Genomic DNA, 11,868 nt, shown 5'->3' with positions numbered 1-11,868 from the left:
CGGTTGCCGGTTTTTGCCAAGCCCTTGAAACGGCGTCGATAAAGCAGCCTGGCACAGCCGTTGCTCAACGTAGTGGCAAACACCTTCGCACGGTGTTTCCAAAACCACTACGGAGCAACAGGATGGAGCTATTCAAGAAGACCCTCAGTCCGGTGGCCGCCATGGCCATCATCGCTGTACTGAACATTTTCCTCTTCCAGATCGTGGGCGCCTGGACCGTGGGCGGCGGCGAAACCATGATGACCGGCCTCATCGCCCAGATGTTCCTGGGCGATTCTCTCTCCNGCATCCCATTCTGGAACGTCGCCTTTCCGCCCGACCCGGGCTACTGGAAAATTTACATCAGCCTGGGCATGTTGTTCGGTGCGGTGGTCGGCGCCGTCCTCAGCAAGGAATTCAACTGGCACATGCCGCACCGCCTGTCCGAGTGGGTGATGATCACCATCGGCGGGCTGCTCATGGGCATCGGCATTCGCCTGGCCTTCGTCTGCAATGTGAGCACCTTCTATGGCCTCACCCCGAAATGAATCTGGGGGTATCTGGCCATCAGCGGANTCCTGGCCGGGGCCTGGGTGGGCACCTGGATCTACAAGAAAAGCCTGGAGGGATGACACGATGAACAACGTCATTGCCCAATGCCTCACTGCATTCGTCTTCGGCTCCGTCGTCGGGCTGCTGGTGCAGCGTTCCCGTTACTGCAACGTGGCGGCCCTGCGGGACGCCATGCTGTTCAAGACCTATCGCAATACCAAAGCGCTGCTGGTCGCCATGATGATCCTCACCATGGGATTCACCGCCTTCATCACCGTGGGCGCGGGCAAACCCNTGCACTTCGACGTCGGCCTGAACACCTTCGTCGGATTGTTCCTGTTCGGAATCGGCATGGTGCTGGCCGGCGCATGCACGGTCTCCACCTGGGTCAAGGCCGGAGAGGGCAACGTCGGGGCCATCTGGGCCCTGCTGTTCACCTTCATCGGCATGTTCCTGTTCTCCCTGCTGTGGTCCTTCACCTACTGGCCGCCGGCGCCAAGCACCATGACCGGGAATTTCAACCTGGCAGGTCTCCAGCTCGGCTTCGCCAACGCCGCGACCCTGCAGGAAAAGACCAAGATCCCGGCGGTCGTCTTCGGCGCCATTCAAACGCTGGTTCTGTACGGTCTCTACCGGGCGATCCTGCGCCGGGAGCGCGCCGGTGCCGGCGCCCAAGCCCACAGCGAATCCGCCGCCTGCAACGCCTGGGCCGACAACGACAAGGCCGTGCCGCAAGGCGCCGCCCGGGTGACGGCCGAACAATCCACCTAAGCACATTCAGATCAGGAGACACCCACGATGGGACTTTTCAGCAAGAAGAACGACTCGACCGCCCACGCCGCCCCGACGGCAACCGTCACGCTGCCGGATGGAACGTCGGTCACCGTCGCGCAGCAAATCAACTGCCTCGGGGATTCCTGTCCGCGTCCGCAGCTCATGACCAAGAAGGCCCTGACAGGCGCGGCGTCAGGCGACGTGGTCGAGGTCATGATCGACAATCCGACCTCCATGGAGGCCATCCCGCCCATGATGAAGGACCTGGCCAGCACGCACCTCGCCACGGTCCGTGCCGATCGCTACTGGCGCGTGCTTGTCCGCAAGAACTGAAGGAGCGCGCCATGTCATTCGGAAAGATACAGATGGCGCTATTCGCCGCCGTCGCGGCAGCCGTCACGGTAGGCAGCTTTGCCTACATCTTCATCGCCCGTCCCGCCTATTTGCATGCGACGCGGGACGGCGTGCCCTATCTCACACCCNCCGTCATCAACCCGGTCGACGGCACGCCCCTGGATGTGGGCATGCTGGTACGCCATTTCACTGGAAAGGACGGCAGCCATGACGCTGGATCTTGAAACCATCGCGCAGATCGTCATGTTTTTCGTGGCTTTCTATCTCATCTACTTGTGCCTGACCCAGGACGTGTTCTGAGGAGACGCCCGTGAAAAAGACATCCTGGTGTTCTGGACCGCCGCTCTGGGAACCACCCTGGGGCTGTGCGCGATCCTGTTCCCCTATGCCGCGGTGCCCGCCGCGACCCTGTCCAAGGCGCAGACGCCCCAGCCCATGGAAAGCATGGCGGACCTCGACCTCGGCAAGGACTACGGCACCGTCTCGGTTACCGATCTCGTGGGCTACTACCTCGAGAATCCCCCTGCCCCCAAATCCGCGGCAGCCCAGGCTGAAGCGCCCCATCGTTTCGGGGGCTGTTGAAGGCGCGGCGCATGAAACGCTTCGACAGGTTGCTGCTGGCCGCCACGCTGGGCATCGTCGCCCAAGGATCGGCGCATGGCGAAAATTTCGCCTATACCGCCGATGCCAGCGGACTGATCGGTCACGCCACGGTCGTGGATGCGCGTCCGCTGGCGGCGTGTCTGCACCGTAGCGTGGTGAACGCCAAGTGCCTGCCTGCATCGGATTTCCTCGGTCCGCATGGCCGTCTGGCCGCCTTCACCGACATCTACTGGCTGCTGGGCACGGCCGGGATCGCCGCCAAAGATGCGGTGCTGGTGGTCGGCGACAACCCCTGGGAACGCGATTTCGTCGCCGGCATGCTGTATCTGTCCGGGCAGGCCGCGGTCACGGTGCTGAACCGGCCGATCTCGGACGGTGCCGGCCTTCCCGTCTCCAGCCTGGGGCCGGGGACGGCCCGTGGCATGCTCCGCCAGCCCATCTACGAAGGAACGGTCAGGGCCGACACCATGGTATTGCGTAGCGAGCTGGCAGCTGAACTGCAGCGTGGTCATTCCCCGACCCTGGTGGACGGCAGGCCCGAGTCGGCGTATTGGGGCGAAACCATCCGCGCATCCAGGGGCGGGCATCTGCCTGGCGCGCAATCCCTGCCCATGGCGGAACTCCGGACGGAAGTCGGACGGGGTCAAACGCAACTGCCGCCCGGGCCATTCGTGGTGTACGGGCACGACCCTTTCGAGTCCGTCGCCTATTTCACCCTGGCCCGGGCCGGCGCACGCGCCCAGGCANAAGTCCTGCCGGGCGGCTGGGTCGAATGGGCCAACCATCCGGCGCTGCCGATGGACGCGGAGACCTATCCGGATAGCGTGGCGGCACCGANNTCGCAGCCCCCGACGCCTGCCGCCCAGCCTGCGCAAGCCGCAATAGCCGCCGTGGCAACAGTTGCGGGACTGTTGGTCCTGATTACAAGCGCTTGGTATCTACGGAGAAAAACAAAGCATGAAATTGCTGATCGTGGTTTCCACCGACCAGGGCGGGCCGCTGCTGGCACCCCTGGCCTCGGCGTGCCTGAGAAACAACATCCAGTGGGGATGCTTCTTCACCAATGACGGTGTGAAGCTCCTGGGCGATCCGACCCTGGCGACTTTGATTGGCCAGGCCGACCAACAGGTGGCGTGCGAGCACTCCTGGTTCCGCTTCATGGGACAGCAGGCATGCCCTGTGGAACTGGGCAGCCAAACCAACCACAGCGCCATGGTCGGCGTTGCGGACAACATCCTGACCCTGTGAGGCGAGCCATGGCAGACACCATCAAATCAATATTGCTGCTGGCCCGCCGGGACCACGCCGAGGCCATGCGGGTAGCCGCGGGCCTGACCATCTTTGGTCACCAGGTGCGGCTCGTATTCATGGATCGGCCGGTAGCCGACACGCCGGAAAACGCCGAGCAGGCCGAGCTTCTGGAACTGGCCGAGATCACTCCGGAGACCACGGTACAGGCGGAGGATCTGCCTCAGCTGGACCGGTCCCGGCTGGCCGAGGCGCTCATGTCGACCGACGTGGTGATGAGCTTCTGATGGAGGAAAGCTAATGGAATTCGTCGTGCTTGAAACAGGGATTTTTCCGGACCGGTCCACCTTGGCCGAGGCCCTGGCGGCCTTGCCTGTGTGCCACACGGTCCGGCGGCCCATCATGCCCTCATCTCAAGACGACGAGGAGNGGTGGGACCGGCTACTGCAGGCATTGCTGGCAGCAGACCGGATCGTTGTTGTTTAAATCAATATCACGGAGGTAGAACAGATGAAAAACGTAAGCGTATTGACCGCACTGACCGCAGCCTGGATTCTGGGCAGCGGGGCGGCCTGGGCCGATGCCACGCCCTTGGTCAACACCCAGTGGATCAAAGCGAATGCCTGCCAGCCGGGCATCGTCGTCCTGGACATCCGCAACCAGCTGGACGGCCACAGCAAGATCGACTACCTGCGGGGCCATATTCCCTGCGCCGTGTACAGCGATTACATGAAAGACGGCTGGCGGACCAAGGTCAACAACATCCCGGGCATGTTGCCGCCCACGAAGGATCTGGAGAAGCTCATCGGCAGCCTGGGAATCAGCAACAACGACCACGTGGTGATCTATTCCGCCGGCCTCAACGGCCTCGACATGGGCAGCGCCACCCGCGTCTACTGGACGTTCAAGGTGCTGGGACATGACAACGTCTCCATCCTCGACGGAGGCTACGCAGCCTATGCGGACGAGAAGGGCAACAAGATCGAGACCGGCGCGAACACACCCAAGCCAGCAAGCTTCACCGCCCAGCTGCGCAAGGACATGATCCCGGGCGAAGCGGACGTGGCCCAGGCCCTGAAGGAAGGCGTGGTCATGGTGGACAACCGGCCGAACGACCAGTTTCTGGGGGTCAACCGGAGCGTACCGGCCGTGAAACGCAATGGCACTCTGCCCGGTGCCAAGAACTTGCCGGAAAGCTGGCTCACCGACAACAACACGGGCAGCTTCCGTTCGCCGGCCGAGCTGAAAGCCCTGTACAAGGAAGCCGGCGTGCCGGTCACGGGCAAGGAAATCAACTTCTGCAACACCGGGCATTGGGCCTCTCTGGGATGGTTCGTCTCCAGCGAACTGCTCGGCAACAAGTCGGCCAAAGTCTACGATGGCTCGATGAGCCAATGGTCGGCCAACGCCAGCCTGCCCATGATGCAGAAGGTCAAGGCCGAATAAAGGCCGCATGCGCCGTAGCCTGGCAGTCCTCGCACTCCTGACGGCTGGCGCGCCCGCGCTGGCCGCCGGGGAGTACGACCGGGCGCTGCGGGTCGACGTGGCCGTGCTCCAGGGCGATGCCCGACTGCTCGCCGACCCGGCCACCCCCGCGATCCGCCGCACCGGACTGCAGGCCCGGATCGCCAGCATCCTGGGCACCCTGGACATGACCGCCCGCGAGCGGAACAACCATAATCCCTCGACGCAAATCCCGCTTCCTGCCGTCGCCGCCCTGCGCGCCGATTTCCGTCATGGCAGACCGGAACGGTTCCTGCGCAGTGCGACGTCCCTCGCGACGACGCTGCCCCTGGACACCACGTATTTCATTCCGCTCATCCAGACGCCCCTGCGGGCCAAGACCGGGNGAGATCTTTACCGGACGCTGTGCATCGGTTGTCATCAATACAACGATCCGCATGCCGCCAACCCTGCCCCGAATCTGTTCGACATGGCGCGCTCGACCCCCTCCACGGAATTCGTCGCGCGCATGCTGGGCGGGGTTCACGGGGTCNCCCGTACCACCCTGAAGAACCCGTTTTCCGACGAGGAAATCGCCAGCCTGATGGTCTATTTCGCCGCCGGCCATCCATAACCGCCTTCCACCGACGCTCCTCCGCCCGGACGAAAAAACGGGCGCCAGTGCGCCCGTTCCGCTTGCCTCCTGTCCGTTTACTGTAGTGGAACCAGTTCCACACGGCGGTTCTTCGCACGGCCCGCAGCGGTCTTGTTGTCGGCCACCGGCTGGGCTTCGCCATATCCCCGGGCAGTCAGGCGTTCGGCGGCAATTCCGCGCGTGATGAGATAGGCGCGTACGGTCTCGGCCCGGCGCTGCGACAGTGTGAAGTTGTACGCAATGGAACTGGCCGCATCGGTGTAGCCCGCCACTTCCACCTTGACCTCGCCCCACTCCTTCAGCGTGGCGGCGGCATTGTCCAGAATAGCGAGCGATTCGGGACGCAGGCTGGCGCTGTCGTTGTCGAAGTTCACGCCATCCAGCATCAGCCTCCTGGGCGCCGCGGGGACGACGGCAGGTGCCGGCTGCGGCTCGGCTGCAGGCGCCGGCGGTGGCGGCTTGACGGCCGGGGGCAGACAGCCATCGGCGGTACCCGGTGCGGGCACCGCCGGGCACGCGTCCCGGTGATCCGGAATCCCGTCGCCGTCGGAATCCAGCGGGCAGCCCCGGCGTCGACCTTCACGCCGGCCGGCGTATCGGGACAGCGGTCGAGGCCATCGAACACGCCGTCGTTGTCGGCGTCCAGCGGGCATCCGNTGCACGTCGACCTGGGCGCCGCGCGGGGTATGCGGGCACACGTCCCGGCGGTTGGCCACGCCGTCGCCGTCGGAATCGGGCGGCGCGCCCAGGCCCCAGGAATAGCCCAGCAACGCCTGGACATTGGTCAGCCCGGCATTCGGCAGCGTGCTGTTGCCGAATGATTGATCGGCACGCAGCTCCCAGCGGAACGCATTGTTCGTCCCCACGGCCCACTCCTGGCCGATACCCAACGACGCCATGGGGCGGGTGAAGTCGACATGGCCGTCGGTGTTGACGTTCATCAGGCCCAGGCCGCCCGACAGGAACCAGTTGTAGCGCGGCTGTCGGGAAAACAGCCATTCGAGCCCGCCCCGCAGCGTGAGGACATCGGCATCGCCCACGCCGGCGCGATTGCCGTCATAGGCGCCGTACACCAGATCGCCGAAGAGATTGAAGTCATCATTGAGCTGCTGGCCGTAACGCAGGCCGAACAGCGGCCTGACGCCATCCTTGCCGCCGACCAGATCCTTGTCTGCCCGGCCACCGCCCAGCAGCAGCCCCAATTCGTGCTCGGGCATGTCCGCGGCATGGGCCGCGCCGCCCAATGCCGCCATGCCGGCCAACAGCCAGACTGCGTAGGATTGTTTCATGGTGATCCCGTATGCAAATAAACCGAACCCGCAGCCGCCCTCGGTGCTCGGGCGAATCGGGTCTTTCAGACGGACAGCGCGCCCGGCAATCCGGTTGCCGATTGATGGCTCGGTTACCGGATCGGACTCACGCAAGGACGATAAAACCTATTTTTGAGGCTGTCCCGGATCTCGCGCAGCAGCACGATGTCTTCCGGCGGTGCGGCCGGCGCGGCGGGCGCAGGCGGGGTGGCCTTCTTCAGCCGGTTGATCTGCTTGACGAGGATGAAGACGATGAAGGCCAGGATGATGAAATTCAGCAGGATGGTCAGGAAGCTGCCGTAGGCGAATACCGGCACCCCGGCTTTCTTCACTTCCACCAAGGTCATCGCCACGCCTTCCGGCACGGTCTTCAACGGCAGGAACAGGTTGGAAAAATCGAAGCCGCCAAATATCGCACCCACGATCGGCATGATCAGATCGTTGACGATCGAGTCGACGATCTTGCCGAACGCCGCACCGATGATGACGCCCACCGCCAGGTCCATGGCATTGCCCTTGACCGCGAACTCCTTGAATTCAGTCATGAAACTCATGCTTATCCTCCTGATTGTTGATCCTGTATAGCCGCGTTGATGGTAGCCGCTCTCGCCTCGATGCACCACCACAAAAGCGGAAATTTTCACGCTTGGTCGAGACCCGCGAGGAGGGTAAAATGCCACTCCTTATGCGTATCGGTCGCCACCATCTCAAGAACCGCCTGATCGTCGCCCCCATGGCCGGGGTGACCGACCGGCCTTTCCGCCAGCTCTGCAAGAAGCTGGGCGCGGGCATGGCCGTGTCCGAGATGGTGACGTCGAACTCGCTGCTGTACGGTTCGGCCAAGACTGCGCGACGCGCCAACCACGAAGGCGAAGTCGATCCGATCAGCGTGCAGATCGCCGGCGCCGATCCGCGGATGATGGCGGAAGCCGCACGCCACAACGTCGACCGCGGGGCGCAGATCATCGACATCAACATGGGCTGCCCGGCCAAGAAGGTGTGCAACGTGATGGCGGGCTCGGCGCTGCTGCAGGACGAATCTCTGGTCGGCCGCATCCTCGATGCCGTGGTCGCCGCCGTCCCCGAGGTTCCGGTCACGCTGAAGATCCGCACCGGCTGGGATCGCGAACACCGCAATGCGCTCAATATCCTGAAGATCGCCGAGAACGCAGGCGTGCAGGCGCTGGCGATGCACGGCCGCACGCGCGCCTGCGGCTATACGGGCGAGGCCGAGTACGACACCATCCGCGCGGTCAAGGCGGAAGCCCGCATTCCCGTCATCGCCAACGGCGACATCACCACACCGGAGAAAGCGGAGTATGTCCTCGAATACACCGGTGCCGACGCCGTGATGATCGGCCGCGCCGCGCAGGGACGCCCGTGGATATTCCGCGAGATCGAATATTTCCTGGCCACGGGCGCACGCCTGCCGCAACCCGAGGTGGCGGAAATCCACGCCGTGCTGCTCGAACACATCCACGACCTGTATGCCTTCTACGGCGACGTCACCGGCGTGCGCGTGGCGCGCAAGCACATCTCCTGGTACACAAAAGGACTAGTCGGCAGCAGTGTCTTTCGGCATACGATGAACCAGCTCGACTCGGTGGCCGAACAGCTCGCCGTCGTGAACGAATACTTTGCCCAGGCAGCACGCGCAGACGACCGTCTGCGCTATGAAACCGGTCACGACAACAATAACGCGGAAGACATGCCGGCGGCCTCAAGGCTCGCGGCATAAAGGGGAACTTCAACATGATAGAAGAAAACGAAATCGCCGCGTGCATGCGGCGGTCGCTGAACCGCTATTTCAAGGACCTCGACGGCGAAACGCCGAGCGAGATCTACACCATGGTGGTGAGCGCGGTTGAAAAGCCCCTGCTGGCCTACATCCTCGATCGTGCCGAAGGCAACCAGACCCGCGCCGCCGACATGCTCGGCATCAACCGCAATACCCTGCGCAAGAAAATGCGCGAACACGGCCTCTCCGACTGACATCCTGACCATCGCCAAATGAAAATACAGCGAGCCCTGCTCTCCGTCTCCGACAAAACCGGCCTCGTCGACTTCGCCCGCGCGCTCGCCGGCGCCGGCGTCGAACTGCTCTCCACCGGCGGCACCGCCAAAGCGCTGCGCGACGCCGGCCTCGCGGTGATCGACGTCAGCGAATACACCGGCTTTCCCGAGATGCTCGACGGCCGGGTCAAGACGCTGCACCCTAAGGTCCACGGCGGCATCCTCGCGCGGCGCGACCTGCCGGAGCACGTCGCCACCATGACCGCGCACGGCATGGGTTACATCGACCTGGTATGCGTCAACCTCTATCCCTTCGTCGCCACAGTGTCGAAGCCGCACACGCTGGACGACGCCATCGAGAACATCGACATCGGCGGCCCGGCAATGGTGCGCTCGTCGGCCAAGAACTACCGCCATGTCGCCATCGTCACCGACCCGGCCGACTACCCGGCGCTGGTCGCGGAAATGCAGGCCAACGGCGGCGCCCTGACCGATGCCACCCGCTTCACGCTGGCGAAGAAAGCCTTCAGCCACACTGCCGAATACGATGGCGCGATCAGCAACTATCTGACTGCGCTCAACGACAGCAACGAGCGCGAGACTTTCGGCGAAAAACTGAACCTGCAGTTCACCCGTGCGCAGACTTGCCGCTACGGGGAGAATCCGCACCAGGCCGGCGCCTTCTACGTCGAGGCCAGCGCCCCGGCCGGCACGATCGCCACGGCGCGCCAGATCCAGGGCAAGGAGCTCTCCTACAACAACATCGCCGACACCGACGCCGCGCTCGAATGCGTGAAGCTGTTCGACGCCGCCCCGGCGTGCGTCATCGTCAAGCACGCCAACCCCTGCGGCGTGGCCTACGGTGCGAACCTTCTGGACGCCTACAACCGCGCCTACCAGACCGATCCCGAATCGGCCTTCGGCGGCATCATCGCCTTCAACGGCCGCCTGGACGGCGAAACTGCGCAGGCCATCGTCGAGCGCCAGTTCGTCGAAGTCATCATCGCCNCCGAAGTCAGTCCGGAAGCGTCCGCCGCCGTCGCCGCCAAGAAGAACGTACGCCTGCTCGAATGCGGGACATGGAGCGGTGCAGTCGCCCAGCTGGACATGAAGCGCGTGGCCGGCGGCCTGCTGGTGCAGGATGCCGACGTGCTGCTGCATGGCGAACTGAAAGTCGTCACCCAGCGTGCGCCCACCGACAAGGAAATGGACGATCTGCTGTTCGCCTGGCGCGTCGCCAAGTTCGTCAAATCCAATGCGATCGTGTACGCGAAGGACCGCATGACCGTTGGCGTCGGCGCCGGCCAGATGAGCCGCGTCAACTCCGCCCGCATCGCCGCGATCAAGGCCGAGCACGCCGGCCTCGCGGTGCCCGGCTCGGTGATGGCGTCCGACGCCTTCTTTCCTNTCCGCGACGGCCTCGACCAGGCCGGTGCTGCCGGCATCAAGGCCGTGATCCAGCCCGGCGGCTCGATGCGCGACGACGAAGTCATCGCCGCCGCGAACGAACATGGCATCGCCATGGTGTTCACCGGGACGCGACATTTCAGACATTGACTACTAGGTGAACGGTAAGCGGTGAGCAGTGAGCGGAAAAAGCCTGTCCTCACCTCCGAACGTTCACCGCTCCCCGCTTACTGCTCACCACTCACTCACATGAAAATCCTAGTCATCGGCTCTGGCGGACGCGAACACGCACTGGCGTGGAAACTCGCGCAATCCCCGCGTGTCTCGCGAGTGTTCGTCGCGCCCGGTAATGGCGGCACCGCAGCCGAAGACGGACTTGTCAACGTGCCGTTGACGGAAATCCCCTCGCTGGTCGAGTTTGTTCGCCGCGACGAGGATATTGCATTCACCGTGGTGGGCCCCGAAGCGCCGCTGGCGGCAGGCGTGGTCGACGCCTTCCGTGCCGCCGGACTGAAGATATTCGGCCCCACCCAGGCCGCCGCCCAGCTCGAAAGCTCCAAGGATTTCGCCAAGCAGTTCATGGCGCGCCACGGCATTCCCACTGCTGCTTTCGGCACCTTTACCGACGCCGCTGCTGCACACGCCTACATCGACCAGCACGGCGCGCCCATCGTGGTGAAGGCTGACGGACTCGCTGCCGGCAAGGGCGTGGTCGTCGCAACGAGCGTCGAGGAAGCGCACGCTGCGGTCGACGCCATGCTCGCCGGCAACAGCATGGGCGAGGCCGGCCACCGCGTGGTGATCGAGGAATGCCTGCTCGGCGAGGAAGCCAGCTTCATCGTCATGGTCGACGGCGAGCACGTGCTGGCGCTGGCCTCCAGCCAGGACCACAAACGCCTGCAGGACGGCGACCAGGGTCCCAATACCGGCGGCATGGGCGCGTATTCGCCGGCGCCGGTGGTCACCNCCGAACTGCACGCACGCATCATGCGCGAGGTGATCCACCCGACCGTCGAGGGCATGGCCGCCGACGGCATCCGGTTCACCGGCTTTCTCTATGCCGGCATCATGGTCGGCGCCGACGGCGCGCCCAAGGTGCTCGAGTTCAACTGCCGCATGGGCGACCCCGAAACCCAGCCGATCATGATGCGATTGAAGTCCGATCTGGTCGCTCTTCTGGAAGCCGCCGTCAACGGCAAGCTCGACCAGATCGAAGCCGAATGGGACCGCCGTACCGCGCTCGCCGTGGTGCTTGCCGCCGAAGGCTACCCCGATGCGCCGAAGAAGGGTGCTGTCATCGGCGCCTTGCCCGCCGCTGCCGACGACCTGCATATCTTCCATGCCGGCACCATCGCGCAGGACGATCGTACCGTGGTGAGCGGCGGCCGTGTACTGGCCGTGACCGTACTTGGCGACAGCGTGCGCATGGCGCAGAAGCGCGTCTACGAAGCGATTGCCAGCATTCATTTCGACGGCATGCAATACCGGCGCGACACTGGCTGGCGCGCGCTTGACCGGAAGAAGTGAGAC

General features: G+C 64.2%; 14 protein-coding genes. 12 read left to right on the top strand and 2 right to left on the bottom strand.

Annotated elements, in window-relative coordinates:
• The first annotated feature begins 122 nt into the window (after window positions 1-122).
• The 8 genes from HZY77_RS13810 (at window position 123) to HZY77_RS13775 (ending at window position 4,956) form a co-directional block, all read left to right on the top strand.
• Window positions 123-527, top strand: coding sequence for a YeeE/YedE thiosulfate transporter family protein (locus tag HZY77_RS13810; RefSeq protein WP_296815857.1), 405 nt, complete (start codon window positions 123-125; stop codon window positions 525-527).
• A gap of 88 nt (window positions 528-615) precedes the next feature.
• Entirely contained in the window at window positions 616-1,302 is a 687-nt protein-coding gene (locus HZY77_RS13805) for a YeeE/YedE thiosulfate transporter family protein (protein ID WP_296815854.1), read from the top strand.
• Between the two features lie 27 nt (window positions 1,303-1,329).
• A complete protein-coding gene (locus HZY77_RS13800; RefSeq protein WP_296630201.1) occupies window positions 1,330-1,638 on the top strand; it encodes a sulfurtransferase TusA family protein in 309 nt (102 codons plus the stop codon).
• 348 nt (window positions 1,639-1,986) lie between these two features.
• A complete protein-coding gene (locus tag HZY77_RS13795) occupies window positions 1,987-2,241 on the top strand; it encodes a hypothetical protein (RefSeq protein ID WP_296815851.1) in 255 nt (84 codons plus the stop codon).
• Between the two features lie 11 nt (window positions 2,242-2,252).
• Complete coding sequence (locus tag HZY77_RS13790) at window positions 2,253-3,329, top strand: rhodanese-like domain-containing protein (RefSeq protein WP_296815848.1); 1,077 nt, start codon at window positions 2,253-2,255, stop codon at window positions 3,327-3,329.
• Window positions 3,330-3,333: 4 nt separating this feature from the next.
• A complete protein-coding gene (locus tag HZY77_RS13785; RefSeq protein WP_296815845.1) occupies window positions 3,334-3,510 on the top strand; it encodes a hypothetical protein in 177 nt (58 codons plus the stop codon).
• 8 nt (window positions 3,511-3,518) lie between these two features.
• Window positions 3,519-3,797, top strand: a complete 279-nt coding sequence (locus tag HZY77_RS13780) for a hypothetical protein (protein ID WP_296764109.1) — start codon at window positions 3,519-3,521, stop codon at window positions 3,795-3,797.
• 223 nt (window positions 3,798-4,020) lie between these two features.
• Window positions 4,021-4,956, top strand: coding sequence for a sulfurtransferase (locus tag HZY77_RS13775; RefSeq protein ID WP_296815843.1), 936 nt, complete (start codon window positions 4,021-4,023; stop codon window positions 4,954-4,956).
• Window positions 4,957-5,664: 708 nt separating this feature from the next.
• Here the strand turns inward: HZY77_RS13775 and HZY77_RS13770 are convergent.
• Window positions 5,665-6,897: an OmpA family protein gene (locus HZY77_RS13770; protein ID WP_296815840.1), complete on the bottom strand. Its 1,233-nt coding sequence runs from the start codon at window positions 6,895-6,897 to the stop codon at window positions 5,665-5,667.
• A gap of 113 nt (window positions 6,898-7,010) precedes the next feature.
• A complete protein-coding gene (mscL, locus tag HZY77_RS13765; protein WP_296815837.1) occupies window positions 7,011-7,472 on the bottom strand; it encodes a large conductance mechanosensitive channel protein MscL in 462 nt (153 codons plus the stop codon).
• A 131-nt stretch (window positions 7,473-7,603) separates the two neighbouring features.
• On the opposite strand from mscL, the gene dusB reads away from it, so the two are divergent.
• From dusB to purD, 4 genes are all read left to right on the top strand, one after another.
• Window positions 7,604-8,656 (top strand): tRNA dihydrouridine synthase DusB, encoded by a 1,053-nt coding sequence (gene dusB / locus HZY77_RS13760; RefSeq protein WP_296820921.1) that lies wholly within the window; start codon window positions 7,604-7,606, stop codon window positions 8,654-8,656.
• Window positions 8,657-8,670: 14 nt separating this feature from the next.
• Window positions 8,671-8,910, top strand: coding sequence for a helix-turn-helix domain-containing protein (locus HZY77_RS13755; protein WP_296655485.1), 240 nt, complete (start codon window positions 8,671-8,673; stop codon window positions 8,908-8,910).
• Window positions 8,911-8,928: 18 nt separating this feature from the next.
• Entirely contained in the window at window positions 8,929-10,488 is a 1,560-nt protein-coding gene (gene purH, locus HZY77_RS13750) for a bifunctional phosphoribosylaminoimidazolecarboxamide formyltransferase/IMP cyclohydrolase (protein ID WP_296815833.1), read from the top strand.
• Window positions 10,489-10,587: 99 nt separating this feature from the next.
• The gene (gene purD, locus HZY77_RS13745) at window positions 10,588-11,865 is read left to right on the top strand and encodes a phosphoribosylamine--glycine ligase (RefSeq protein WP_296815830.1); all 1,278 of its coding nucleotides are present in this window, start codon (window positions 10,588-10,590) and stop codon (window positions 11,863-11,865) included.
• Window positions 11,866-11,868: the final 3 nt, after the last annotated feature.

The sequence above is a fragment of the Thiobacillus sp. genome (genome assembly GCF_013693775.1).
In the GTDB taxonomy this organism is placed as follows: Bacteria; Pseudomonadota; Gammaproteobacteria; order Burkholderiales; family Thiobacillaceae; genus Thiobacillus.
Note: the sequence above shows the minus strand (reverse complement) of the source record. Positions and strands in the feature narration are given on the sequence as shown.